This window comes from Paractinoplanes brasiliensis, assembly GCF_004362215.1.
Taxonomy (GTDB): domain Bacteria; phylum Actinomycetota; class Actinomycetes; order Mycobacteriales; family Micromonosporaceae; genus Actinoplanes; species Actinoplanes brasiliensis.
The window spans coordinates 5,962,518-5,987,122 of sequence record NZ_SNWR01000001.1; the positions used below are offsets into that span (position 1 = coordinate 5,962,518).

The 24,605-nt window shown below is 69.4% G+C and carries 19 protein-coding genes, 1 rRNA gene and 1 pseudogene; 12 read left to right on the forward strand and 9 right to left on the reverse strand.

Features of this window, described 5'->3' with window-relative positions; genetic code table 11:
• Positions 1-78 precede the first annotated feature (78 nt).
• The gene (locus tag C8E87_RS27110; protein WP_133875707.1) at positions 79-2,055 is read right to left on the reverse strand and encodes a hybrid sensor histidine kinase/response regulator; all 1,977 of its coding nucleotides are present in this window, start codon (positions 2,053-2,055) and stop codon (positions 79-81) included.
• A 152-nt stretch (positions 2,056-2,207) separates the two neighbouring features.
• On the opposite strand from C8E87_RS27110, the gene C8E87_RS27115 reads away from it, so the two are divergent.
• Positions 2,208-3,656, forward strand: coding sequence for an MFS transporter (locus tag C8E87_RS27115; RefSeq protein ID WP_239080732.1), 1,449 nt, complete (start codon positions 2,208-2,210; stop codon positions 3,654-3,656).
• A gap of 72 nt (positions 3,657-3,728) precedes the next feature.
• On the opposite strand, the gene C8E87_RS27120 is transcribed toward C8E87_RS27115, so the two are convergent.
• The 4 genes and pseudogenes from C8E87_RS27120 to C8E87_RS45730 all read right to left on the reverse strand — a co-directional run.
• Positions 3,729-4,709 (reverse strand): permease prefix domain 1-containing protein, encoded by a 981-nt coding sequence (locus C8E87_RS27120; protein ID WP_133875708.1) that lies wholly within the window; start codon positions 4,707-4,709, stop codon positions 3,729-3,731.
• Positions 4,710-4,714: 5 nt separating this feature from the next.
• A complete protein-coding gene (locus C8E87_RS27125; RefSeq protein WP_133875709.1) occupies positions 4,715-5,059 on the reverse strand; it encodes a PadR family transcriptional regulator in 345 nt (114 codons plus the stop codon).
• Between the two features lie 216 nt (positions 5,060-5,275).
• Positions 5,276-6,916, reverse strand: a complete 1,641-nt coding sequence (locus C8E87_RS45725; RefSeq protein ID WP_438866195.1) for a hypothetical protein — start codon at positions 6,914-6,916, stop codon at positions 5,276-5,278.
• A pseudogene (locus C8E87_RS45730) lies at positions 6,905-8,335 on the reverse strand (GTP-binding protein); the annotation flags it as partial. The gene C8E87_RS45725 and the pseudogene C8E87_RS45730, both read right to left, overlap by 12 nt.
• 847 nt (positions 8,336-9,182) lie before the next feature.
• Here C8E87_RS45730 and C8E87_RS27135 point away from each other — a divergent pair.
• Positions 9,183-9,716 (forward strand): GNAT family N-acetyltransferase, encoded by a 534-nt coding sequence (locus C8E87_RS27135; protein WP_133875711.1) that lies wholly within the window; start codon positions 9,183-9,185, stop codon positions 9,714-9,716.
• 31 nt (positions 9,717-9,747) lie between these two features.
• Here C8E87_RS27135 and C8E87_RS27140 read toward each other — a convergent pair whose 3' ends face one another.
• A complete protein-coding gene (locus C8E87_RS27140; protein WP_166661248.1) occupies positions 9,748-10,302 on the reverse strand; it encodes a hypothetical protein in 555 nt (184 codons plus the stop codon).
• A 219-nt stretch (positions 10,303-10,521) separates the two neighbouring features.
• Here C8E87_RS27140 and C8E87_RS27145 point away from each other — a divergent pair, with 219 nt between their 5' ends.
• Together C8E87_RS27145 and C8E87_RS27150 are read left to right on the forward strand one after the other, a co-directional pair.
• Positions 10,522-11,205 carry a response regulator transcription factor gene (locus C8E87_RS27145; RefSeq protein WP_203721031.1) on the forward strand — a complete coding sequence of 228 codons (684 nt, stop codon included), beginning with the start codon at positions 10,522-10,524 and terminating at the stop codon, positions 11,203-11,205.
• A complete protein-coding gene (locus tag C8E87_RS27150) occupies positions 11,202-12,629 on the forward strand; it encodes a HAMP domain-containing sensor histidine kinase (RefSeq protein ID WP_133875713.1) in 1,428 nt (475 codons plus the stop codon). The genes C8E87_RS27145 and C8E87_RS27150 overlap by 4 nt, the downstream gene beginning before the upstream one ends.
• A 20-nt stretch (positions 12,630-12,649) precedes the next feature.
• Here the strand turns inward: C8E87_RS27150 and C8E87_RS27155 are convergent, their stop codons facing one another.
• Positions 12,650-14,782: an MMPL family transporter gene (locus C8E87_RS27155; protein ID WP_133875714.1), complete on the reverse strand. Its 2,133-nt coding sequence runs from the start codon at positions 14,780-14,782 to the stop codon at positions 12,650-12,652.
• 142 nt (positions 14,783-14,924) lie between these two features.
• Between C8E87_RS27155 and C8E87_RS27160 the strand changes: the two genes are divergently transcribed.
• The 3 genes from C8E87_RS27160 to C8E87_RS27170 all read left to right on the forward strand — a co-directional run bounded on the left by C8E87_RS27160 (position 14,925) and on the right by C8E87_RS27170 (position 17,235).
• Entirely contained in the window at positions 14,925-15,554 is a 630-nt protein-coding gene (locus C8E87_RS27160) for a DNA-3-methyladenine glycosylase (RefSeq protein WP_133875715.1), read from the forward strand.
• A gap of 65 nt (positions 15,555-15,619) precedes the next feature.
• On the forward strand, positions 15,620-16,384 hold the full coding sequence (locus tag C8E87_RS27165; RefSeq protein WP_133875716.1) for a helix-turn-helix domain-containing protein: 765 nt from the start codon (positions 15,620-15,622) through the stop codon (positions 16,382-16,384).
• A gap of 113 nt (positions 16,385-16,497) precedes the next feature.
• On the forward strand, positions 16,498-17,235 hold the full coding sequence (locus tag C8E87_RS27170) for a CAP domain-containing protein (protein WP_239080734.1): 738 nt from the start codon (positions 16,498-16,500) through the stop codon (positions 17,233-17,235).
• On the opposite strand, the gene C8E87_RS27175 is transcribed toward C8E87_RS27170, so the two are convergent.
• Positions 17,228-17,809 (reverse strand): nucleotidyltransferase domain-containing protein, encoded by a 582-nt coding sequence (locus C8E87_RS27175; RefSeq protein ID WP_133875718.1) that lies wholly within the window; start codon positions 17,807-17,809, stop codon positions 17,228-17,230. The two genes, C8E87_RS27170 and C8E87_RS27175, sit on opposite strands and share 8 nt — an antisense overlap.
• Before the next feature lie 22 nt (positions 17,810-17,831).
• Between C8E87_RS27175 and C8E87_RS27180 the strand changes: the two genes are divergently transcribed.
• Genes C8E87_RS27180 through C8E87_RS27190 form a run of 3 tightly spaced genes read left to right on the forward strand, consistent with a single transcriptional unit; the run spans position 17,832 to position 19,648 of the window.
• On the forward strand, positions 17,832-18,290 hold the full coding sequence (locus C8E87_RS27180) for a type II toxin-antitoxin system PemK/MazF family toxin (RefSeq protein ID WP_133875719.1): 459 nt from the start codon (positions 17,832-17,834) through the stop codon (positions 18,288-18,290).
• A 53-nt stretch (positions 18,291-18,343) separates the two neighbouring features.
• Positions 18,344-18,937, forward strand: a complete 594-nt coding sequence (locus C8E87_RS27185) for a hypothetical protein (protein WP_133875720.1) — start codon at positions 18,344-18,346, stop codon at positions 18,935-18,937.
• A gap of 48 nt (positions 18,938-18,985) precedes the next feature.
• Positions 18,986-19,648: an adenylate kinase family protein gene (locus tag C8E87_RS27190; protein ID WP_133875721.1), complete on the forward strand. Its 663-nt coding sequence runs from the start codon at positions 18,986-18,988 to the stop codon at positions 19,646-19,648.
• On the opposite strand, the gene C8E87_RS27195 is transcribed toward C8E87_RS27190, so the two are convergent.
• Entirely contained in the window at positions 19,636-20,385 is a 750-nt protein-coding gene (locus tag C8E87_RS27195) for a polyphosphate kinase 2 family protein (protein WP_133875722.1), read from the reverse strand. The two genes, C8E87_RS27190 and C8E87_RS27195, sit on opposite strands and share 13 nt — an antisense overlap.
• Positions 20,386-20,570: 185 nt before the next feature.
• Here C8E87_RS27195 and tyrS point away from each other — a divergent pair, with 185 nt between their 5' ends.
• The gene (gene tyrS / locus C8E87_RS27200) at positions 20,571-21,827 is read left to right on the forward strand and encodes a tyrosine--tRNA ligase (protein ID WP_203721030.1); all 1,257 of its coding nucleotides are present in this window, start codon (positions 20,571-20,573) and stop codon (positions 21,825-21,827) included.
• A 1,116-nt stretch (positions 21,828-22,943) separates the two neighbouring features.
• Positions 22,944-24,464: ribosomal RNA gene (locus C8E87_RS27205) — 16S ribosomal RNA — on the forward strand.
• The last annotated feature ends 141 nt before the right edge of the window (positions 24,465-24,605 follow it).

Consider the following 24,605-nt stretch of genomic DNA (forward strand, 5'->3'; position numbering starts at 1 on the left):
GTCTGCCGCGCGGTCAACGGTGACCGCGCGGCAGCCGTACGGGCTGGTCCTGAAACGCCTCTGCCGCGGGGCCGGCGGTCAATCCTGGGTGCGCGGCAGACGCACAACGACTTTTGTGCCCGCCTGCTCCTGCGACGACAGCGTGATCGAGCCCCGGTGGCGTTCCACGACCACGCGGCTGAGCGCAAGCCCGAGCCCGGCACCGGGAATGCCGGTGTGCCGGGCGTTGCCGCCGCGATACAGCCTCCGGAAGAGCCGGGCCTGCTCGGAAGGCGCCACCCCCAGGCCCTGGTCGACGATCGTCAGCACCGCCAGCTCGCCGTGCTCGTCGTCGAGCGAGACCGTCACCGTCGAATCGGGGCGGCTGAACTTGATCGCGTTGCTGAGCAGCGCGTCCACCACCTGCCGCAGCCGCCCGCCGTCCCCGTCCACGACCAGCTCCGGGGGCAGCTCGGCCTCGACCGTGATCCGCCGGTGCTGCGTGCTCGCCGTCTGGGCCTCGATCACGCCGGCCACCACCTCGGCGAGGTCGACCGGCTCGATCACCAGCCGGGCGTGCCCGGACTCCAGCGCGGCCAGGTCCAGCAACTTCTCGACCAGGTCCCGCAGCCGGGCGTTGTTGCGCTGCACCACGTCGAGCAGCTCGCGCACCTCGCCCAGCAAGACGTCGTCGGGGGACTCGGCGATCAGATCCACGTACGCCCCGATCGAGGTCAGCGGCGTGCGCAGCTCGTGCCCGACCAGCGAGATGTACTCGTCGGTGGCCGCCGCCAGATGCAGGGCCAGCACCTCCGCCCGGCGCTGCTCCAAGAAGGTCCCGATGAGCGCGGCCAGCCCGGTCAGCAGCACAGCGAGGGCGGGGTCGGGCTCCTGCCGGGCGTACGTGAAAAAGGTCATCACCCCGATCACCCGGTCGCCGCCGTGCACCGGCACCGCCCCGGCCGCCGTGAAGGCGCTCTCGGACACCATCGTGGGCAGCACCGGCGACTCGGGCGAGTGCAGGTCGGGCACCCAGATCAGCTCGGCCCTCTCCCAGCACCGGCCGGCCAGCCCCACCCCGCGGGCGAAACTCACCGGCGTCGGCAGCGGACACTCCCCCGGGGCGGTGTAGCAGCCCGCCGGGCGCAGCAGGTCGGTGATCTCATCGACCAGCCACAGCCGCAGGTACGGCCACCCGAGCGTCTCGCCGATCGCGCACAGGATCCGGTCGGCGGCGTCCGAGGCGTCCTGGAAGTCGGCCAGCACCTTGAGCACCTGGTTCTCGCAGTCCTGGTACTGCTGGGTGCGATGCTGGGTCGTCACGTCGTGCATCGCCGACACCGCCCCGCTAATGGTGCCGTCCTTGTCCCGTACGGGGGTCGCGTTGACGGCGAACCAGCGGGGCCGGCCCGAATCGTCGTGGGCCAGGACCTCGGCCTGCTTGACGTGCTCGCCGGCCAGCGCCCGGGACAGGGCCCGCTCGTGGGTACGCAGGGGAGTGCCGTCCTCGCGCAGGATCGCGAACCGATGGTCGTCCGGGGCCTCGGGCACGTCGCCGACGCCGTCCGTGGTGAACATGCGCATCGCCTGGTTCACCAGCACCACCCGGCCGTGCCGGTCACACGCGGCCACCCCGGCCTCGAGACAGTCGAGCAGCGCCTCCAGGAAGGCCGGATCGCTGGGCACGATGTCCGGCTCGGCCGCGCGCGTCGGAACGGCGTCGAGGTGGGTGCGCAGCGCCGCGGTCAGCTCGGGCACCCCGAACGGCTTGCCGATCACCGCCAGCGCGCCGGTCGCGGCCAGCCGGGGGTCGCCGGGCAGCAGGTAGGCGGTGATCAGCACGACCGGTGTGGCGGCCACCCGCTGGTCGTCGCGGACCGCACGGCACAGTTCCAGCCCGTCCAGGTGCGGCATGTCGATGTCGGCGACCAGCAGGTCGGGCCGCCGGTCGAGGACCGCTCGGAGCGCCTCCCGGCCGTCACCGGCGACGACCACCTCGTGCCCGAGCCGGCGCACCACCTCAGCGATCACTCGCTGGTGATCGGGGTTGTCCTCGGCCACCACCACAACAGCCACGCGTGCCAGGCTAGGGTGGTCGTTACACGGCGCGAGCGGCTTTGGCCGATGATCCCCGCTTCGTGGCGCCTTGGCCCCTTCCGCTGCGTGACATCAGACTCTTCCGGCGGCCGGGCAGTGCGCTGCCGCCCCAACAGGGGTAGGTGAACAGAGTGCCGGTCAACAACGTCGGACTGAGGTCCGAGCGCGGGCCCGTCCTCGCCGCCGTGATGCTGTCCACCGCCCTGATCGCGATCGACTCCACCATCGTCGCGACCGCGGTGCCCTCGATCGTCAAGGACATCGGCGGCTTCACCGAGTTCCCCTGGCTGTTCTCGATCTATCTGCTGGCTCAGGCCGTGTCGGTGCCGGTCTACGGCAAGCTCAACGACCTGTTCGGCCGCAAACCGGTGATCCTCTGGGGCATCGCGCTGTTCCTGCTCGGCTCGATCCTGTGCGGCGCGGCCTGGAGCATGCTCTCGCTGATCATCTTCCGGGTGGTGCAGGGCCTCGGCGCCGGCGCGATCATGCCGACCACCATCACGATCGTCGGTGACCTTTACTCCGTACGGGAAAGAGCGAAGGTCCAGGGGTACGTGGCGAGCGTGTGGGGCGTCTCGTCGGTGATCGGCCCGACGCTGGGCGGCGTCTTCAGCGAGTGGGCCGACTGGCGCTGGATCTTCTTCATCAACATCCCGCTCTGCCTGCTCGCCGGCGCCATGATCATGCGGCGTTTCCACGAGCGGAAGCAGCGCGGCCGTCCCGTCATCGACTACCCGGGCGCCGCGCTGCTCACGGCCGGCCTGACCCTGGTGATCCTGGGCGTGCTCGAGGGCGGTCAGGCCTGGGCGTGGGCATCGCCGACCAGCCTGCTCGTCCTCGGCGGTGGCGTGGCGCTGCTCGTCGTGTTCGGTTTCGTCGAGCGTTCGGCCGCCGCCCCCGTGCTGCCGCTGTGGGTGTTCCGCCGCCGCTTGCTGGTGACCAGCGGCCAGCTCGCCATCGGCGTCGGCGCGATCCTGCTGGCGCTGAGCGCGTACGTGCCCGTTTTCGTGCAGGACGTGCTCGGTCACGGCCCGCTGGTGGCCGGTTTCGCCCTGGCCGCGCTCACCCTGGGCTGGCCCATCTCGGCGAGCCAGGCCGGCAAGGTCTACCTGAGGGTCGGTTTCCGGGTGTGCGCGCTGATCGGCGCCACCCTCGTGCTGATCGGCTCGTCGCTGTTGCTGCTGCTCGACGAGCAGTCGTCGGTCTTCACGGTCGGCGGGTTCTGCCTGTTCATCGGCCTCGGCATGGGCTTGACGGCGGCGCCGACCCTGATCGCCGCCCAGTCCAGCGTCGGCTGGTCCGACCGTGGCGTGGTCACAGCCAACAACATCTTTCTGCGTTCCCTGGGCAGCGCCCTCGGCGCGGCGGTCTTCGGCGCCATAGCCAACGCGACCATCGGTGGCGACGACGTCGACCCGGCCCGCCTCACCCTGGCCGTCCACCGCATCTTCATCGGCATGGTCCTGGTCGCGGTGGTGATGGTCGCGCTGGCCGCGTTGATCCCGCGCTCCGCCGACGCCGTCACCACACCGGAAAACCTCGACACCGCCCCGGACGACGCCCCCACATCCAGCCGTTGACGCATCGGCCGGTCGTCCGCAGTCGCAGACGCACCCCCCGGTGAACCGAGGGGTGCGTGTCGTTCGAGCTGGTCAGCCGGCCGTGTACGGGTTCCCCGTGCCCGGGACCTTGACACCCAGGCCCTTGCGCGCCTGCTCGGCCTTGCGGAACACGTCGACGATGTCGTACGCGATGCTCACGCCCGTCGTGAGCATGACGACGACCGAGATCCAGCCCTGCAGGTCGACGTCGGTGCCGTTGAAGCCGGTGAACGCCGGGTTGAAGAAGTTGTCGCTGCTCAGCAGATAGATGATCACGCCGCCGGTGACGAGGCTGAGTACGGCGTTGACCACCGCGACGGGGCGGGTCCAGCGGCCGAGGCGGTAGACCCAGAACACCCACAGGCCCTTGAGGACGATCAGCGCGATCAGCACGGGCCACCAGAAGGACCAGTTGGCCGGGTCGAGCAGCGGCTCCTCGGTGAAGGTGAACTGCTGCAGCACCAGGGCTCCGATCACCACAGCCGGCCACAGCAGGTTGGCCGCGAACTGCACCCGGGTGAGTGCCCCCGGCTCGTACCGGGGAAGGTCTTGCGGGGTCCACTGCCGGTTGAGGTCGGACTTGCCCGCGCCGGTGCGCTCGACGATCCAGAAGGTGAGCGTGACCCAGAAGGCCATGTGCGCGCCGACGTTGATGATCGTGCCGACCGCCGTGCCGATCACCTCGCCGAACCCGGCGTCGTCGGCCAGGACCTGCACAAAGGCAGTCACCAGGACGACGATCGGCAGCACGAGCGTGAGCAGCGCCGTCAGCGAGCGGCGCCAGACCGGGTAGAGCTCGGGCCCGATCAAATAGTTGGGCCGGCCGGCATAACTGTCGGCCAATCTGTCCGGATCACCCAGTTCGAGCAGCGTCTGCTCGATCGCGGTGTCACGCGGCTCGCCGGCCTCGACGCGGGCGTCCACCGCGTCCTCGATGGAGGCGCGCAACTCGCGGTCGATGTCGGCGCGCTGCTGCTCGGGCAGGCGGCGCAGGGCGGTGAGGACGTAGCGGTCGACGAGGTTCGCAGTCATGGCGCTCATTCCTTCGTGCGGGTGGCGGAGAGGTCGGTGATGGCCTCGTCGAGGCGGGCCCATTCGCCCCGCAGGGCCTCGGCGATCGCGTCGCCCTGCGGGGTGGTCGTGTAGAACTTGCGCGGCCGGGCCTCGTCGGTGTTCCACGAACTGGTCAGCAGTCCCTGGCTCTCGAGCCGGCGCAGCAGCGGGTAGAGCGTGTTGGCTTCGACTTCGAAACCGGCCTCGCTCAGCGTCTCGAGCAGTGAATAGCCGTAACCCGGCGCCCGCAGGACGGTCAGGCTGGCGACGACCACCGTGCCCCGGCGCAGCTCCTGCAAGTGGCTGGCTAGTGTCGCGTCCGTTGTCATGCTCAGAACAATACTGTGTCTCGCACACTATGGCAACAGCACACACCAACGTGCGTCCAAGAACAATGTCAGAACCACGAAGACGTACGCCTCGTCACCTCGCACAACCGCAGGCAGGGCCGCTCTCCGCCTTCGGCGGCTGCCGCAACGCGACGGAGGAAACTGGTGACGGCCGTAGCGCGGGCTACGGCCGTGGCGGCGGGCCGGGCACGACAGTCAAAGCCGCAGACGACGCTCCACCCGCAGCAGGTATTCCCGGCGGTCCAGCGGGTTGTCGTCCCAGCGCTCACGCGCCGGGTACGGCGGCGGCACCGGGCGGTAACTGTCGAACGTGGCCTCCAGCACGCCCTCATCGTGGGTCAGACCCGCAACGGCCGACTCCAGCGACCGCAGCCGGCTGACCGGAACCCGGCCCTCGACCACAAAGGCCGGCCCGTCGATCAGCGACGACTCCATGTACCGGCCGAACACCGCGAGGACGGCGCTGAGCGTGCCGACCGGCCCGTCCAGGCGGAACCGGTGCACGGGCTCACACACGACGGTGCCCGCCCGGGACAGCGCCGACATCACCACGAGTGGGAGCAGCTTGCGGAAGTCACCCGCTCCGGTGGCCGGCGAGACATAGCCCGTACGGGTCACACCCACCCGGACGTCGATCACCGGCCAGCCGTGCAGACCCTGCGCCAACGTACGGCGAAGGGTGTCCTCAAGGGCGTCGCGAAAGAACTCCTCGGTCTTGAAAAGGTGGATCGGCACCTGCTCGATGGGGACGTCGAGCTCGAAACCCACCCCGCTGCCGGCCGGTCCCGGCTCGACGGTCAGTTCCAGGGTGGCAAGGTACGGGTTGTCGCCCTGCCCCAGAACTTCGAGGGCCCGTCCACGGCCGGCGGGGCGTTCCACGTGGAGCACGGTGGTCCCGCGGAACACGACGTCGATGCCGTACTGCTCGGCCAGGGTCGACTCGAGCACTTCCTTCTGCACCTCGCCGTACAGCGAGACAACCGCCTCACCCCGCCGCTCGTCATACCGCAAGTTGATCAGCGGATCCTGCTCGGCCAGCTCGCTCAGGGCGGTGTGCAACTGCCGCCGTTGCTCCGGCCGCACCGCAACGACAACACTCTCAACCGTGGGCGGTGCAAAGAGCTCCCCTGTGTACCCCTCCGCCCCGCCCGCCCGCATCGAGCCGCCCGCTGCCGTCGAGTCGTCCGCCTGCGTCGAGTCGTCCGCTCGCGTCGAGTCGTCCGCCTGTGTCGAGTCGTCCGCCTGTGTCGAGTCGCCTGCTGCCGTCGAGTCGCCCGCCCTCGTCGAGTCGCCCGCTCCCGTCGAGTCGCCCGCCCTTTCGGGGCCGTCGGCGCCTGCCGAGCCATTCGTGCCTGCCGAACTGTCCGCGCCTGGGGTGCCCGCCGGGCCGATCGCGCTGTCTGTTTGTTTTGTCCGGCCTGTGCCTGCCGTGCCTTTCGCATCCGTTTCGGGGGATGAGCCGGCCGCTCCTGCTGGGTGCTCCGCGCTGGTTCTCTTTGCTGCGCTGGTTGTGCCGATCACATCGCCGATTCGGACGTCGCGCAGACCGTGCAACTTTGCGATCTGCCCGGCGGAAACGTGCGAAACCGCGGGACTGCCCACCGACGCGGCCTCGATCGCCGTGACCACCCCGTGCGCAGTCCGATCGCGAACCCTGAGCGTGCCACTGACCATCCGGACGTACGCGACCCGCGCCCCCGCTCGATCCCGCTCGATCTTGAACACTGTCCCGCCGAGCGGCCCGTCCGAATCACCCCCAGCGACCGGCAGCAGGTCGACAAGACCGTGCAACAACGCGTCAATCCCAGCCCCGGTGACCGCCGATCCGAAGAACACCGGATAGAAAGACGCATCGCGCGTGCACGAGCGCAGCACATCACGCAACTCCGCGTACGGAACCGAAGACTCATCCCGAACCCAGTCGGCAAGCAGCCGCGAGTCCCCCGAGAGGTCAACCAGCCGCTCCACAAACACCTCATCGGCCCTGCCAAGCGTGCGCGCGCGGTCGTCCTCACCGCCCCGGGCGTGCCCAGCCTCGTCCACGTTCGCGCCGCGCTGCCCGTCCCCGTCGTGCCGGGTGTGCGTGCCGGCGTCGGAGTTCGCGTCGCGCTGCCCGTCCCCGCCGTGGCGGGTGTCCGTGCCGTGTTGCTTGTTCGTGCCGTGTTGGGCGTGGCCAGTCCCGTCCGCGTTCGCGCCGTGCTGCCCGTCCCCGTCGTGCCGGGTGTGCGTGCCGGCGTCCAAGTTCGCGCTGTGCTGCTTGTTCCGGCCCTGCTGCTTGTCCGCGCCGTGCTGGGCGTGCGTGCCGGCGTCGGAGTTCGCGTCGCGCTGCCCGTTTCCGCCGTCGCGGGTGTCCGTGCCGTGTTGCTTGTCCGTGCCGTGTTGGGCGTGGCCAGTCCGATCCGCGTTCGCGTCGCGCCCTCCGTGCCCGCAGTGGCGGGTGTGCGTGCCGGCGTCGATGTTGGCGTCGTGTTGCTTGTTCGTGCCGTGTTGGGCGTGGCCAGTCCCGTCCACGTTCGCGTCGCGCTGCCCGTGCCTGCCGTGGCGGGTGTGCGTGCCGGCGTCGATGTTCGCGTCGTGTTGCTTGTTCGTGCTGTGTTGGGCGTGGCCAGTCCCGTCACCGCTCGCGTCGCGCCGCCCGTCTTCACCGTTTCTGGCGTGCCGACCGCCGTCCCCCACCGCGCGGCCGCGTTCGTGCGTGGTTGCGCTCGGGTTTGGCTGGTGTGGGGAGGACTGCGCAGTGCCGAGCGGATAGGCCGTCGCTTGCGGGGTGCCCGGGTCGCGCACGCCGCTCACCGGCACGATGTCGGGTGTCAACCGTGTGGCGATCTCGTCGAGGACGCCGTCGTAGCGCGCCCCGGCCCGGTCGATCTTGTTGACGAAGATCAGCGTGGGTACGCGCAAACGGCGAAGAGTGCGCAGAAGCACGCGAGTCTGCGCCTGCACGCCCTCGACCGCCGAGACGACGAGGACAGCCCCGTCGAGCACACGCAACGCCCGCTCCACCTCGGCGATGAAGTCCGGGTGGCCGGGCGTGTCGATCAGGTTGACGACGCGGTCGCCGAGCGGGAACGACGCGACAGCGGTCTTGATCGTGATGCCGCGCCGCCGCTCCAGGTCGAGCGAGTCGGTTCGGGTGGTGCCGGCGTCCACACTGCCGATGGCGTCGATCACGCCCCCGGCATAGAGCAGGCGCTCGGTCAGACTGGTCTTACCGGCGTCGACATGGGCGACGATTCCGAGATTGAGAAAGGGCACGCTGAGTCAGATCCTTCGAGGAGACGGCTTCCAACAGGCGGGGCGGGAAACCGTTTCGCATTGCTCCTCCTCCGTTCACGGACCTGACTCCCCGGACGTTAGCGCGCCCCCAAGCCCCCCGCCTCCGATTTACCGCCCGGCGATTCGTCCTCTTCGCCCACCCGAAGCGAAGGCGTCAACGGACCAACTACCGTCCCTCTCTGACCGCCCCGGACTTGGCCTTCCTCGCCATGCCGGCGGTGCGTCCGTCGTGCAGATCCAGGTCTCGCACGTTCTCACGTCGAGTCCGGTCAGTTGCCGCGTCCGGGTCTTGCGTGTTCCTGTGTCCGGGTGCACCGTCGTGGCCGGATCACGCATGTCTCACGGAAACGCGCACGTTCTTGTGTCTCGGCGTGCCGGGTGCTGCTCCGCAAAACGCGCATCTCCGAGTGTCCGGGGGCGCACGTTCCTGCATCAGGACCACAACGGTTCAGCAGCAGGCGACCGGCCTGCCGTACGTCATCTCCCCAACGCCATGACCCCGACCGGCTCTCCGCCCGCCGGCTGCTCGCCCATCGCCCGCCCGCCTCGTCCGCGCCGGTGGGCCGGGGACAGCACCAACAGCGGTCCGGCCGCACCGCTGAGGAACGCTCGCAGCCGACGACGAAGCACTGTGGCGGATCTGACAGCCCTCGCACGGCCGAAGAGCAACGACACGCGACATAGAACCGCCGCGAGCTGTCCTCACGCACGACTTCGAGCGGGCCGCGTATCTCCCTGAGCGCCCGGGGGCCTGTCGGCGGCAGAGGGCTTCTGATCAGAGTCGGCTCGGCAGGCGGTAGGGGCCGGGCGTCCTAGCGTGTGCGGCATGCCTGAGCTGATCGAACCGACCATCCGCCTGCACGCCGCGTTTCTCGACTGCCACGACGAGTGGGGGCCGGGCCTGCACGAGGACGGCTTCGGGCTGGGCGAGGACGACGACGTGCGTACTCCTGCCGGTTTCGCCGCTTGGGTGGCGCGGATTCTGCGCGGTTCCCACCCGACCGGCACGCCCTGCCCCGAGGGTAAACACGCGACAATGCGCTGGATCGTGGAGAACGGCCGAGTCCTCGGCGGCATCGCGCTACGGCACAGGTTCGACCACGAGCTCGGCCATATCGGGTACGGGGTCCGCCCCTCGGCCCGGCGGCGGGGGATCGCGAACTGGGCGCTGGGCGAGATGCTGGCGGAGGCGCGGGCAGCCCTGAAAATCGACCGGGTGCTGATTCCCTGTCTGGCCGGCAACCGCGCTTCGGCCCGCACGATCGAGAGCCGAGGCGGCGTGCTCGAAGAGATCTGGCAGACGGACCAAGGCCCGGTTCGCCGCTACTGGATCGACCTGACCGCCGAACCGCGCCGTTGAGGCCTGTTTCATGACCGGACCGGCTCCGGCCTCAAGCCAGGGCCTGGCCCGCTGACTGGGTCTCGGTGGGCTGCGGCGCCGCGTGGTGGGTCAGGATCGCGCCTGTCATGAAGACCCCGCCGACGGCGGCCGCGCCCAGGATGCCCAGGGAGATCTGCTGTTCCAGGCTCCGGTGACGGTCGAAGTCGGCCTGCGAGACCACGGTGGTGCGGCCGTCGTCGCTGCGCACGTACTGTCCTCCGCGCATCTGGATGTCGCCGTCCAGCCCGGCGAAGGCCATCACCACGGTGAGCCAGAAACCGAAGAAGAAGACGCCGGCCAGCATGCCGGCCCAGTGCGGCACGTGCGGCGGCACCCACGAGGTCAGGTTCCACCGCACCCGGGGGCGGGTCGTCCGATAGAGCCAGCGGTTGCCGAGCACCCCGGCGATCACGCCCGGCACGGTGAGGACGGCGGCCACCGCGACGGCCACGGCGGTGGGCACGAGGCGTACGCCGGCCAGCAGCGCGGCGATGAGCACGGCCGACCAGAGCAGCCCGGCGGAGCACATCGCGCTGCACAGGATCAACCACCGCTGCGGAATCATCACGTCCGACGCTAGCGGCCCGTACGCCTCACCGTGGCGGTTTCAGCACGGCCCGAGGGCCAGGTCGCTTCCACGCGTGCGGTTGGGCGCCGGCCTCCGGGCGTACGGGGAACCGGTTTTGACCTTGCGCGTGGCGGCGTCTCTAATCCTGGTCTCAGGTTGATCCGGGAGAATGAGCGGCAAAGCATCGACTGGAGGGGGCGTGCCGGGGTGCGGATCATGATCGCGGATGACGAGGCGGCCATCCGTGAGTCGCTGGAGCGGGTCCTTCAGGTCGAGGGTTACGACATCAGCACCGCCACCAACGGTCTTGCCGTGCTCGACGGGGTCGGTGGGGCCGGCGGTGACGCGCTCGACCTGCTGATCCTCGATGTGATGATGCCCCGCCTCGGCGGGCTGGAGACCTGCCGGCGGTTGCGGGCCGCGGGCCGGGATCTGCCGGTGCTGATGCTGACCGCCCGGGATCAGGTCTCCGACCGGGTCGCGGGGCTGGACGCGGGCGCCGACGACTACCTTCCCAAGCCGTTCGCCACCGAGGAGTTGCTGGCCCGGGTGCGGGCCCTGCTGCGCCGGCGTACGCCGAGCGACGGCGAGTCGCCGATCCTGTCGTTCGCCGACGTCCGGATCGATCCCGACAGGTTCGAGGCGTCGCGTGGCGGGCGGCCGTTGCGCCTGACCCGGACGGAGTTCTCCTTGCTGGAGGTTCTCGTGCGCAACGCGACCCGGGTCTTGACGCGCGACGCGCTGTTCGACGCGATCTGGGGTTTCGACATGAGCGCCACCGCCAACAACCTGCAGGTGTACGTGAGCTATCTGCGCCGCAAGTTGGAGGCCGAGGGTGAGCCGCGGTTGATCTACACGCTGCGCGGTCTGGGGTACACGCTGCGGGAGACTCCTCCGTGAGTCTGCGGCTGACCCGTTGGTGGCGCCGGCGGTCCTTGCGGGCCAGGCTGACGGTGATCGCGGCGACGGCCATCGCGGTCAGCGTGTTCCTGGCCTTCCAGGTGGCCAGCGAACTGCTGGGCCGGCAGTTGCGGGGCGCGGCGGAGGATCAGCTGCGCGCCGACTCCCGCGTCCTGGCGGCGGAGGCGGAGCGCGCCGGTCCGGCGCAGGTCCAGCTGCCGCCGTATCCCGGAGCCGGCCGGCTGGTGCGGGTCATCCTGCCCGACGGCTCGGTCCGGACGCCGGCCGGTCAGCCCGCGCTGCCTCCGGTCAGCGAGGAGGCCGGGCGCGTCGTGCGGGGCGGGCCGGCCGACCTGATGGAGTCGGACGACAGCGAGGAAGGCCACATCGTCTACACGCTGCGAGCGGGCGGCGGCGCGGTCCAGGTGGCCCGCGCCGCTGACGACAGCCCGGTCAACCAGTTCGGGTTCGGCATGCTGCTGATCGGCCTGCTCTGCGTGGCCGGGGGCGCCCTGGTCGGGCGGACCGTGGCGCGGACCGGGCTGGCGCCGATCGACCGGCTGACCGCCGCGGCGGTTCGTGTCGCGCAAACCCGTGATCTCGACGCCGACATCCCGGACGAGGGCGGTGGGGAGATCCGGCGGCTGATCCAATCGATCAACGACATGCTCGCCGCGCTCCGGGACTCCCGGCGGGCCCAGCGGCTGCTCGCCGAGGACGCCGCGCACGAGCTGAAGACCCCGCTCACCAGCCTGCGCCTCAACGTCGAGCTGCTGATCCGGCTCGATCGGCGCGGCACCCTGGACAGCGCGCTGCCGGCGGAGAGCCGGACCCGGCTGCTCAATGACCTCGGTGCCCAGGTGGCCGAGTTGAGCACCCTCGCCGCCGAGCTGACCGACCTGGCGCGCGGCGACGTCAGCGACGAGAGCACCGAGGTGCTCGACCTCGCCGACGTGGTGGTGGCCGCCGCGACCCGGGCGCGTTCTCGCGTGCCCGACATCGAGGTCGCGCTCGACGTGACGTCCGTGTGGGTGAGCGGGCGTCCCGCTGCGCTCCAGCGGGCGGTGCTCAACCTCGTCGACAACGCGAGCAAGTGGTCCCCCGCGGACCAGCCGGTCCAGGTCCGGCTCCGTGCCGAGGGGGCGTCGGCGGTGATCGAGGTCGACGACGCCGGGCCGGGCATCGACGCCGCCGACGTGCCGCGGGTGTTCGACCGGTTCTACCGTGCCGACAGCGCCAGGGCGTTGCCGGGATCCGGTCTGGGGCTGTCGATCGTGCAGCGGGTCGTCGACGCTCACGGCGGCCGGGTCGCCGTGGCCCGGTCCGTACGTGGTGGGGCGCTGCTTCGGGTCGACCTTCCGGCCGCGGCCCCGCCCGCCCTGACCGCGCACCGCGCCGCCGGGGAGGACGACGCGGTGCGTTGAGGACGGCAGGCTCGCTGCGCTCACCGTTGCAGCGCGAGCTCCTCGTCTTCGGCGAGCGGCCGTGGCACGTTCGGCGGTTCCGCCGTCGGCCGGGACAGCCGGCTCGGCCACCAGATCCGCCGGCCGATCAGCAGGGTGAGGGCGGGCACCAGGACCGACCGCACCAGCAGGGCGTCGAGCAGCACGCCGAACGCGACCAGGAACCCGACCTCGATCAGCATCACCAGCGGAAGTGAGGTGAGGACCGCGAACGTGGCCGCCAGGACCACGCCTGCCGAGGTGATGACGCCACCGGTGGCGGAGAGGGCCTTGAGCATGCCGTCTCTGGTGCCGAGGCGTACGGTCTCCTCCCGGGCCCGGCTGGTCAGGAAGATGTTGTAGTCGACGCCGAGCGCCACCAGGAACAGGAATGCCAGCAGCGGCACCGAATAGTCGATGCCCTTGAACCCGAGGATCGTTTCGAAGACGAACACGCTGCCGCCGAAGGCCGCGGCGAACGAGACGATCACGGTCGCCATCAGCACCAGCGGGGCCACGATCGCTCGGAGCAACAGCCCGAGGATGATCAGGACGACGGCGAGCACCAGCGGGATCACCAGCTTCTCGTCGCGGCGGGTGGTGACCTCGGTGTCCAGGTTCTCCGCGCTCGGCCCGCCGACGATCGCCTCCGCCCCGTTCACCGCGTGCACCGCGGTGCGCACCCGCTTGATCGTCTCGTACTCCGCGGGGGTGTCGGGCGCGTCGGTCGGGAACACGGAGATGTCGGTCCAGCCGCCGGTGGTCTGGCCCGGTTCGGCCTCGGCCACGCCGGGAGTGCGCTTGACGGCCTCGAGAACCTGCTCCTGGTACGCCGGTCGGGTGTAGATCGTCATCGGCTGCCCGCCCAGCTCCGGGAAGTGCTGGCGGAGAACGGCGAAGCCGGTGACCGATTCCGGCGCGGACAGGAACTGGTCCTGCTCCCGCAGGGCGCCGGTGTTTCCGGCCAGCCCGACGGCGAGCACGCCGAGGATCCCGAACGAGCCGAGCATCGCCATCCACCGGCGGCGGTTGATGGCGGCGCCGAGCCGTCCCCACAGTCCCGGCCTCTCCTGTACGGCCGTGCTGAACCGCGGGATGGCCGGCCAGAAGATCCGCCTGCCGAGCACCACGAGCACCGCCGGGAACAGCGTCAGCATGGCCACCAGCGCGCACAGGATGCCGGCCGCGCCGATCGGGCCCAGCCCGCTGGTGCTGTTCAGGTCCGCGGCGAGCAGGCAGAGCAGGCCGGCGATCACGGTGGCCGCGGACGCGACGATGGCCGGCGCCGCTCCGCGGAGCGCGTGGACCATCGCGACGCGGACGTTCTCGTGGTGGTGCAGCGTCTCCCGATATCGAGCGATGAGAAGCAGCGCGTAGTCCGTGCCGACCCCGAACACCAGGATCGTCAGCAGCGCCGAGTTCTGATCGTTGACCACGATCCCGAAGCCCTTGACGAGCAGGTAGACGGTCGCCATCGCGGTCAGTGCGGCCGCGCCCACGACCACCAGCGGGATGAACCACAACACCGGGCTGCGGTAGGTGAGGATGAGCAGGACCGTGACGACGATGACGGTGGTGAGGAAGACCTGCAGGTCGATCCCGTCGAAGACGGCGTCCATGTCGCCGTCGATCGCGGCCGGGCCGGTCACGTCGAGTTCCAGGCCGGCGGGGCGGTCCTTCGCGGCGTCACGCACCGGGCCGACGATGGTCTCCGGTTCGCCGTAGGCCGTGCTCACGTCGAGGGTGAACATCATCGCCCTGCCGTCGGTGGAGAGCCGGGTCGGTGGGCCGTCGTCGTCCTCACCGGCCGTCGTCGTCTTCGGCGGGTACCGCTTGACGAGGGTGTTGTAGTGGCGCTCGACCGTCGCGCGGTCGGCGTCGGTCATGCCACCGGCGCGGCTGTACACGAAGACGAACGTGTTGTCCTCACCCCCGGGGAGGCTGTCCTCCAGCGCCGCCACCTTGGTCGACTCGGCGTTGGCCGGCAGGGTGTCCACGGCCTTGTCGGTGGTGACCGAGCTCAGCTTTCCGCTCAACGGCACCATGACGGCCGCGAGCACCATCCACAAGCCGATCACCAGCCACGGCACCCATCGGCCTGCCAGCCGGCCGGGCGGAGCTGTGTTGATTTCCATCAGAAGCCTCCTGCGTACGAGTCACATCGCTTGCCTGACGCCGACTTCGTACCGAGCGAATCTGAGACGACGATTAATGCGGAGCTCACGCAGGCCGGAGTAGTGCCGCCTCCCGCCGAGGACCGTCTGCTTTCCTTGAAACGTGACTTATGCCTGGCTCGACGCCCCCGCGACCGCAGTCGCCGATACCGCGCGCCAACTCGTCGGCTGGCTGGCGGTCGCCAACGGCGTCACGATCCGGCTCACCGAGACCGAGGCGTATGCCGGACTGGGCGGCGACCCCGCCAGCCATGCCCATCGAGGGCGAACGTCACGTAACGCGGCCATGTTCGGACCGGCGGGTCACCTCTACCTGTACCGCATATACGGAATGCACACCTGTGCCAACGTGACGTGCGGACCGGCGGGGCAGCCTGCGGGTGTTCTCCTGCGCGCGGGAGAGGTCGTGAGCGGCGTCGACGTTGCCCGGTCCCGGCGCCCCTCGGCGAAGCGTGACATCGATCTCGCCTCGGGGCCGGCGCGCCTGGTCGAGGCGCTTGACCTGCCGCTCACTGCCTATGGCACATCCGTGGTTGACGGTACGGGCCCCCTGACCCTGCGCCCTCCGGCCGAGCCGGTTCCGGACAAGCGCGTCGTGGCAGGGCCTCGTGTCGGTGTGACCGCTGCGCACGATCTGGCGTGGCGGTTCTGGATCGCGGACGACCCGACCGTCAGCGCCTACCGTCGCCACGTCCCCCGTACCAGCCGAAAAGACCCTCGAGGCATGTCGTGACCCCAGCCGAGTGCACCTGGATTCACATGCCTCTGGGAGATGATGACCAGGTGGGGATGAGGGGTGTGCGACCCGATCCGGACCAGCTTCAGCACTGGGTGCTGCGCGACCGCGTACCGGCGGCCGAGATCGGCGCCCGGCTCGGTCTCAGCCGGGCCGCCGTCTACGAGTGGCTGCACCGTTACGGCATCGCCTCGGGCGTCGAGTTCCTGCCGCAGGATCGCCTGGTCGGGCTGTGGCGGGCCGGCATGCTCGCTTCCCGGATCGCCGCCGAGACCGGCATCAGCGCGCGTGCCGTCCGCGAACGGCTCGTGGCCGCGGCCGTGCTGGTTCCCGAGCGCAGCTACTTCGTCGTCGGCTCGCCGGAGGACCCGCTGCCCGAGCATCTGCTGCGCGACTGGGTGGTCCGCGACGGCTTCACCGCGGCCCAGGTCGCCGCGCTCACCGGCACCACGCCCCGGCAGGTCCGCTACCGGCTCGACCGTTACCGGTTGTCGACCGGCCGTCCCGGTCCGGCGCCGCGCCTGCGTCGCCGGCTCACCCGTGAGAGGCTCGTCGAGCTCTATCTGGAACAGGGGCTCAGCTGCACGCAGATCGCGTGCCGGGAAGGCGTGAGCGCCGAGGCGGTACGGGAGCTCCTGGTGGCGTACGGGATCGAACGTCGCCCCAGCGGGCGTCGAGCCCGACCGGCCCGGGTCACACCCGAGCGCGGGCTGCAACGGCCTCACCGGCATCAGGCGACGATCGACCGGGCGCGCGCCGCCTGCGCCCAGTCCGCCGAGCTGATCGCCGCCGTGCGCGAGACGATGGCCAAGCTCGCCGCGGTTTAGATCTTGATGAGCCGAGCCTTAAGGGATTCTTAAGGCGGCCGATCATGCCGCGGGCGCGACGCATAGTGGGGCCGCGTTGTTTCCCCGAGCTCGAGGTGACCTGTCCCGTGCCGATGTCCGCTGCCGCCCGTTTCCGGTACACGCTGGTGGCCGGGGCCACCGCGGTGGTGATCGGCGGCGGCTTCACCTTCGTCGGCCTCACCAAGGACACGGGCACGCCGGTCAGCAAGGCCTCCGAGCAGCGGACTCTTCAGGCCGGCCCCACGGTTCCGCCGTCGTCCGCGCCGCCCGCCGCGCTGCCGACGACCCCGCCGGCGAAGAAGGCCGCGAAGAAGACAACAGAGCCGACGGCGGACAAGACGGCCGGCAAGACGCCGAAGGCCACGACCGAGCCCAAGATCAACAAGGCGGCGACCGTACCGGAGACGAGCGGCCCTGTCCTCGAGCAGGTGCTGGCCCACATCAACGCCGCCCGCAAGGACGAGGGTCTGACCCCGTTCACCCTCGACGCCAAGCTGTCCCAGGCGGCCGCGCTGCACAACCAGCGGATGATCGACGGCTGCGGCCTCGCGCACCAATGCCGCGGCGAGGGTGGCATCGGCGACCGGTTCAGCGCGCAGGGCGTGAAGTGGTCGGGCGCCGCCGAGAACATCGGCTACGGCTCCAGCGGTCCCAGCGACTCGGCCCAGGTGCAGGCGGCCAACGGCCTGACCGACAGCATGCTGGCCGAAGTGCCGCCGAACGACGGGCACCGCAAGAACCTGCTCAACCCCGGCCTCAAGCGCATCGGCCTGAGCATCGTGCGCGACAGCAAAGGCGTCACCTGGATGACCCAGGATTTCGTCAACTGATCCAGGCGTGCCCCGGATGCACCAGCTCCAGGGCGTCGTTCAGCCAGTTCCGCTGGTCCGCGGTCAGCCGGGGCGCCACCGCCGCGTAGTCCTGCTCGTCCTTGGGCCGGCGATGCTTGGCCTTGAAGAGCAGCACGACCTCGGGGCTCAGATAGGGCACCCCGTCCTCGCTGGTCAAGACCATTTCCCCGTACGGGCGGCGCAGGCTCGCATCCCGACGCGAGATCCACGTGTCGCCGTCGTGCGGCTCGCGGAACACGTCGAAGCGCCACGCCTCGGCCGCGGTGTCGTACGCCCACGTCTGATACTGCTCGGCCAGGGCCTGAGGGGTGGCCGGCACGACCTTCCCGTCCCCGGCGACGTAGAAGGCCAGCTCGGGAAAGCGGCCCGCGACCGGCTCGAACCGTTCCCGCGGGACGGCGATCTCCAGGTCCTCGTGCTCGCGCAGCCCGCCCCCGAGGTGCAGGTCGATCGCCCAGCCCCCGGCCACGTACCAGGGAACCCCGACCCCGGCGAGACGCTCGGCCACCTGCTCCGGCCGCCACGGTCGCCAGGCTTCGATGTCCGGTGTCATGCCCGCAGCCTAGAGTGCAGCCGTGGCCAAGATTCTGAAGTCCCTCCTCGACCGCGTACGCCGTCCCGCACCCCCGCGGCGGCGCCGAGCCCAGCACGTGCCCACCGCCGAACGCGGCCGGCGCATCGAGTACTCGCCGAACCTGGACGGCGACGCCGACCCCGGTGAGATCGTGTGGACCTGGGTCCCCTACGAGGACGACCCGGCCCAGGGCAAGGACCGCCCGGTGCTGGTCGTCGGACGCGACGGCCACGACGTCCTGGCCCTCATGCTCTCGTCGCAGAGCGACCGCGACGGGCAGCTCAACTGGCTCGCGCTCGGCCCGGGGGAGTGGGACCGCGACTCACGCCCCAGCTGGATCCGCCTCGATCGGGTGATCGAAGTGGACCACGACGGCATCCGTCGCGAGGGCGCGATCCTCGACCGTTCCCGCTTCGACCAGGTTGCCGCCCGGCTACGCCAGGAGTACGGCTGGCGCTGAGCAGCGACCGATCGGTGGACAACGCGCCGCGGCGGCCGGATAGCGTTGGGGTCATGGAAACAGACGTAATGGTCGGTTTCGGTGGCAAGCAAGCGTGGCTCGCCATCCGTGCCGACGGCCGGGAGGGCGTCGCCGCGAGCGTGCCGGCCGCCCTCGGGCTGCGCGACCTCGGCGAGGTGCGGTGGCGCGACGGCATCGACCTGGCCCACCTCACCGACGACCGGGTCGCGATCACCCCGCCGCTGCCCGGCGCCCGCGACCAGCTGTGGGTGCTGGCTACCGGCCGCTATCTGATGCGTCCCGAGACCACGGTCGACGTGGTCGCGCTGTCCGCCGCGCTCGGCGCCGAGGTGCAGTTCTTCGCCACCCACCGCGTCACCGAGCTGCACCGCTGGCAACGCGCCGCCGAGGGTGAGCTGATCCGCGCCTTCGGCTATGTGGGGCAGACCGGCGACGTCACGTCCTGGCACGGCGAGCCCGACCCGGCCGAACGCGACGCCGGCCTGCCCGGAGTCCTCGACGACGAGACCACCGTCCTGGTGGGGGAGAAGGACGTGCTCGCCGTGGCCGGCGCGTGGAGCATTGATCCGACCACCTTGACCGGGCGCCCGGCACCGGGAACGCTGCGGATCGGCGCGGCCGGCTGATCATCGTCGGGCACGTGACGATGTTCGACCTGATCGAGAAGGGGCACCATGCGCAAGTTCGTGATCATGGGAGTGCAGGGCAGCGGCAAGGGCACCCAGAGCGAGTTGCTCTGCGGCGACCTCGACCTGGTGCACATCTCCGTCGGCGACATCTTCCGCTGGAACGTCAAGAACCACACCAAACTGGGCGCACAGGTCCGCCGTACGATGGCCGCCGGTGAACTGGTCAGCGACGACCTGGTCGAATCGGTCGTCCGCGACCGGCTCCACCGTCACGACTGGAACTACGGGTTCGTCGTCGACGGCTTCCCGCGCAACGGCCGGCAGGCCGAGTTCTTCATGGAGAGCTTCGACATCGACGGCGTCATCCACCTCGAGCTCGCCGAGGACGAGGTGCGCCGCCGGGTGCTCAGCCGCCGCCTCTGCCCGAACTGCGGCATGGACTACAACCTGATCGCCGACCGTCCCCGGCTCGAGGGCCGCTGCGACATCTGCGGGCACGAGCTGGTCACCCGGCCCGACGACACCCCCGAGGCGCTCGAGGCACGGCTGCGCGACTACCACGAGAAGACACGCCCGGTGCTCGAGCTCTTCGGCCGCAAGGAAGTCGTCCACGACATCGACGCCAGCCCCACGGCCGACGAGGTGCAGCAGACCATCCGTGACGCGCTGAGGCTGCCGCCCTACAAACCCGTGGCTCAGAACTCGTGACCCCGCTTGCGTAGCTCGGCCTCGACCGCGTCGCAGACCGCCTCCACCACGGCGAACCGCGCGTAGTGCTTGTCGTTGCCCCGGATCACGTGCCACGGCGCCCACGTCGGATCCGTACGCTCCAGCATCTCTTCGATGGCGGCCTCGTACAGGGGTCGCTTCTCGCGGTTGCGCCAGTCCTCCTCGGTCAGCTTCCACTGCCGCAGCGGATCGTTCGCCCTGTCGGAGAACCGGCGCAGCTGCTCGTCCTCGTCGACGTGCATCCAGAACTTGACAATGATCATGCCCTCGGCGACCAGCGTCCGCTCGAACTCGACGATCTCGTTGTAGGCCCGCGACCACTGCTCCTTGGTCGCGAACCCCTCGACCCGCTCGACCAGGACCCGCCCGTACCAGGACCGGTCGAACACCGCCATGCCGCCCCAGCCCGGCAGCTTGGGCCAGAACCGCCACAGGAAATGGTGCCGCTTCTCGTCGTACGTGGGGGCGGCGAACTGGGAGACCCGGACGAACCGGGGGTCGAGCGGCGCGACCAACCGCTTGATGGCGCCACCCTTGCCGGACGCGTCCCAGCCCTCGAACACGCAGGTCAGCGGGGGGCCGATCTTCTGCTCGCCGATTTGGCCGCCGAGGATCAGCCGCAACCGCAGCAACCGCTCCTGCGCGGCCTCCAGCCGGGCCACAGCCCTCTTCTTCGAGATCTCAATCGGCGGCGCACCGCTACCCAGGCGACTCATCCGTACAGCATGTCGCTCCCGCCGAGGTTTCGCACCGGCCGGGTTTCGTCTGGCGGGTCTCGTGCGGCGGGTCTCGTCTGGCGGGTCTCGTGCGGCGGGTTTCGTCTCGCCGGTCTCGTCCAGCGGGTTTCGTCCGGCGGCAAACCCGCTGTCTCTCGCGAGGGGCGGTGCGGGACAATCGGCAGGTGACTCTCGTAGACGACCTGACATGGCGTGGACTGATCCAGGACTCGACCGACCCGGCCGCGCTGGCCGAGGCACTCTCCGGCGACCCGATCACGTTCTATGTGGGCTTCGACCCCACCGCCGCGTCGCTGCACGTCGGTCACCTCATGCAGGTCATCACGGCCAGCCGGCTGCAGAAGGGCGGTCACCGCCCGCTGCTTCTCGTCGGCGGCGCCACCGGTCAGATCGGCGACCCGCGCGAGTCCAGCGAACGCACCCTCAACCCGCCCGAGGTGGTGCAGGGCTGGGTCCAGCGCATCCGTGAACAGCTCGCGCCCTTCGTCACGTACGAGGGAAGCAACGCCGCCACGCTGGTCAACAACCTGGACTGGACCGGTCCGACCTCGGTGATCGAATTCCTGCGCGACGTCGGCAAGCACTTCCCGGTCAACAAGATGCTCGCCCGTGACGTGGTGCGCAACCGGCTCGAGAGCGGCATCAGCTTCACCGAGTTCAGCTACCAGTTGCTGCAGGCCAACGACTTCTACCAGCTGCACGAGCGGCACGGCTGCGCGTTGCAGTTCGGCGGCTCCGACCAGTGGGGCAACATCACCGCCGGCGTCGACTTCGTACGCCGCCGCGGGGCCGGCCCCGTACACGCGTTCACCACCCCCCTCGTGCTCAAGGCCGACGGCACCAAATTCGGCAAGAGCGAGGGCGGCGCGATCTGGCTCGACCCCGAAATGACCACCCCGTACGCGTTCTACCAGTTCTGGATCAACGCCGACGACCGCGACGTCAACAACTACCTGCGGTTCTTCAGCTTCAAGAGCCGTGAAGAGCTGGAAGAGCTGGAAAAGGCGACCGCCGACCGCCCCCAGGCCCGGCTGGCCCAACGCGCCCTGGCCGAGGAAATCACCGCCCTGGTGCACGGCGCCGACGAGGCACGTCAGGCCATCGCGGCCAGCCAGGCGCTGTTCGGCCGAGGTTCCCTCGACGAGCTCTCGGCCGACACTCTGCGCGCCGCCCTGGGCGAGGCAGGCCTCTTGCCCGTACGGGGTGAGATGCCCACATACGCGACCCTGCTCAAAGAGTCGGGTTTGGTCGCGAGCGCCAACGAGGCCCGGCGCACCATCACCGAGGGCGGGGCGTACGTGAACAACGAGCGCATCACCGACGGTGAGGCGGTGCCCCCGATCGACTCCCTGCTGCACGGCCAGTTCCTGGTCCTCCGCCGCGGAAAGCGAACCTTCGCCGGCGTGCAGTACACCGCGTGACCTTGTAAGGCCGGCCGTCCCGCCCACGTGTCCCGTGCCGTGGGCGGGACGGCCCGGTTGTCCCTCCACAGAACCTCCACGCGGGCGCGGGCGGTCGGGTGTCCCGCCTACGTCCACGTTGCTTGAACCGGGCCGCCCCGGTGGCCCTTCCTGCGTGCTCGCGGTGTGGACAGGTAACACCCAGTTGTCCGTGCACGAATACCCGCGGGGTGGGCTTTGGGCGTAGGAGTTGTCCCGCTTACGTTCACGTTGCGTGGGTGGTCGTGGTCCGGTTGTCCCGTCCACGAACGCACCTGCGTGGGCTCGGTGGTCGTGGTCCGGTTGTCCCGTCCACGAACGCACCTGCGTGGGCTCGGTGGTCGTGGTCCGGATGTCCCACCTGCGAACCGTCGCGTGGGCTTGGGCGGTGCGGTTATCCCTTATGTTCACGTTGCGTGGCCAGGGCGGCTCGGTGGTTCACCCCAGGTGCATGTGGCGTGAGGCTGGTGACGCCAGTTGTCCGGCCCGCGAGCACCCGGCTTGGGCCGGTCCGCCGCGAGCACCTACCACACGTCCCAGGCCGGCCCAGCCCTGTCCACAGGCCGCAAGTTGTCCACATCCCACCCGCGCCCCGCGCACCCGCTCCCCCAAACCCGAGGACAATGGATCGAGGGGGCCCCCTGGGAGGGCGGGCCAGGGTGGTTGTTCTGATCTTGGTGAGGGCTGTGACGCGGGTCGCAGGGGGGCGATTTGGCGCCGGCGCCCACGCCCTGTAATGTTTTCCGAGCCGCCAGGGAGACGGGCGAGCGAGCGGGACTCTTCGGAGGCCCGGCGCGGCCGTCCTGGAGGACCCCAGAGAAAGCTCCGGCGAAAGCTGGTGTAGTTTTCTGCGGGCTCGGAGCAATTCCGGAAGGTCATTTCCCGCTGATTACGCGGATTTGACGGGAAGGAAAAGCCAGAGTAAAGTTTCGCAAGTGCCCCGGTGCAGTTGGCCGGGTGTGGTTGTTCTTTGAGAACTCAACAGGGTGCTTGATAAGCCAGTGCCAATTAGTTATACCCCGGCCGGCTTCTTTCGGGAAGTTTGGTTGTGGATTCCTTTGGCAGCATTACATGTTGCCGGGACGGTTTTCCAAGTTTTTGTTGGAGAGTTTGATCCTGGCTCAGGACGAACGCTGGCGGCGTGCTTAACACATGCAAGTCGAGCGGAAAGGCCCTTTCGGGGGTACTCGAGCGGCGAACGGGTGAGTAACACGTGAGTAACCTGCCCTGGACTTTGGGATAACCCTCGGAAACGGGGGCTAATACCGGATACGACACACTGACGCATGTTGTGTGTGTGGAAAGTTTTTTCGGTCTGGGATGGGCTCGCGGCCTATCAGCTTGTTGGTGGGGTGATGGCCTACCAAGGCGACGACGGGTAGCCGGCCTGAGAGGGCGACCGGCCACACTGGGACTGAGACACGGCCCAGACTCCTACGGGAGGCAGCAGTGGGGAATATTGCACAATGGGCGGAAGCCTGATGCAGCGACGCCGCGTGAGGGATGACGGCCTTCGGGTTGTAAACCTCTTTCAGCAGGGACGAAGCGCAAGTGACGGTACCTGCAGAAGAAGCGCCGGCCAACTACGTGCCAGCAGCCGCGGTAAGACGTAGGGCGCGAGCGTTGTCCGGATTTATTGGGCGTAAAGAGCTCGTAGGCGGCTTGTCGCGTCGACCGTGAAAACTTGGGGCTCAACCCCAAGCCTGCGGTCGATACGGGCAGGCTCGAGTTCGGTAGGGGAGACTGGAATTCCTGGTGTAGCGGTGAAATGCGCAGATATCAGGAGGAACACCGGTGGCGAAGGCGGGTCTCTGGGCCGATACTGACGCTGAGGAGCGAAAGCGTGGGGAGCGAACAGGATTAGATACCCTGGTAGTCCACGCTGTAAACGTTGGGCGCTAGGTGTGGGGGACCTCTCCGGTTCTCTGTGCCGCAGCTAACGCATTAAGCGCCCCGCCTGGGGAGTACGGCCGCAAGGCTAAAACTCAAAGGAATTGACGGGGGCCCGCACAAGCGGCGGAGCATGCGGATTAATTCGATGCAACGCGAAGAACCTTACCTGGGTTTGACATCGCCGGAAAACTCGCAGAGATGCGGGGTCCTTCGGGGCCGGTGACAGGTGGTGCATGGCTGTCGTCAGCTCGTGTCGTGAGATGTTGGGTTAAGTCCCGCAACGAGCGCAACCCTCGTTCGATGTTGCCAGCGCGTTATGGCGGGGACTCATCGAAGACTGCCGGGGTCAACTCGGAGGAAGGTGGGGATGACGTCAAGTCATCATGCCCCTTATGTCCAGGGCTTCACGCATGCTACAATGGCCGGTACAAAGGGTTGCGATGCCGTGAGGTGGAGCGAATCCCAAAAAGCCGGTCTCAGTTCGGATCGGGGTCTGCAACTCGACCCCGTGAAGTCGGAGTCGCTAGTAATCGCAGATCAGCAACGCTGCGGTGAATACGTTCCCGGGCCTTGTACACACCGCCCGTCACGTCACGAAAGTCGGCAACACCCGAAGCCGGTGGCCTAACCCCTTGTGGGAGGGAGCCGTCGAAGGTGGGGCTGGCGATTGGGACGAAGTCGTAACAAGGTAGCCGTACCGGAAGGTGCGGCTGGATCACCTCCTTTCTAAGGAGCAACTCGACCGTGAAAGCGGTCCAGTAGCCCACGCCACCCGAACGTGGTGGCGGGGTGCTCATAGGCGGAGACACTGGCCAGTCCGATCCGGCAACGGCCGGCTCAGCTAGTACAGCCACTCCGGTGGTGTGG

What these genes read in the sequence shown, in the direction of transcription:
- C8E87_RS27145 (WP_203721031.1), top strand. Translation starts at nt 10,522, where the DNA reads ATGATCGCGGATGACGAGGCGGCCATCCGTGAGTCGCTGGAGCGGGTC.
- C8E87_RS27175 (WP_133875718.1), bottom strand. Translation starts at nt 17,809, where the DNA reads ATGACACCGGACATCGAAGCCTGGCGACCGTGGCGGCCGGAGCAGGTG.
- C8E87_RS27140 (WP_166661248.1), bottom strand. Translation starts at nt 10,302, where the DNA reads ATGATTCCGCAGCGGTGGTTGATCCTGTGCAGCGCGATGTGCTCCGCC.
- C8E87_RS27135 (WP_133875711.1), top strand. Translation starts at nt 9,183, where the DNA reads ATGCCTGAGCTGATCGAACCGACCATCCGCCTGCACGCCGCGTTTCTC.
- C8E87_RS27195 (WP_133875722.1), bottom strand. Translation starts at nt 20,385, where the DNA reads ATGAGTCGCCTGGGTAGCGGTGCGCCGCCGATTGAGATCTCGAAGAAG.
- C8E87_RS27185 (WP_133875720.1), top strand. Translation starts at nt 18,344, where the DNA reads ATGGAAACAGACGTAATGGTCGGTTTCGGTGGCAAGCAAGCGTGGCTC.
- C8E87_RS27125 (WP_133875709.1), bottom strand. Translation starts at nt 5,059, where the DNA reads ATGACAACGGACGCGACACTAGCCAGCCACTTGCAGGAGCTGCGCCGG.
- C8E87_RS27190 (WP_133875721.1), top strand. Translation starts at nt 18,986, where the DNA reads ATGCGCAAGTTCGTGATCATGGGAGTGCAGGGCAGCGGCAAGGGCACC.
- C8E87_RS27155 (WP_133875714.1), bottom strand. Translation starts at nt 14,782, where the DNA reads ATGGAAATCAACACAGCTCCGCCCGGCCGGCTGGCAGGCCGATGGGTG.
- C8E87_RS27120 (WP_133875708.1), bottom strand. Translation starts at nt 4,709, where the DNA reads ATGACTGCGAACCTCGTCGACCGCTACGTCCTCACCGCCCTGCGCCGC.
- C8E87_RS27170 (WP_239080734.1), top strand. Translation starts at nt 16,498, where the DNA reads ATGTCCGCTGCCGCCCGTTTCCGGTACACGCTGGTGGCCGGGGCCACC.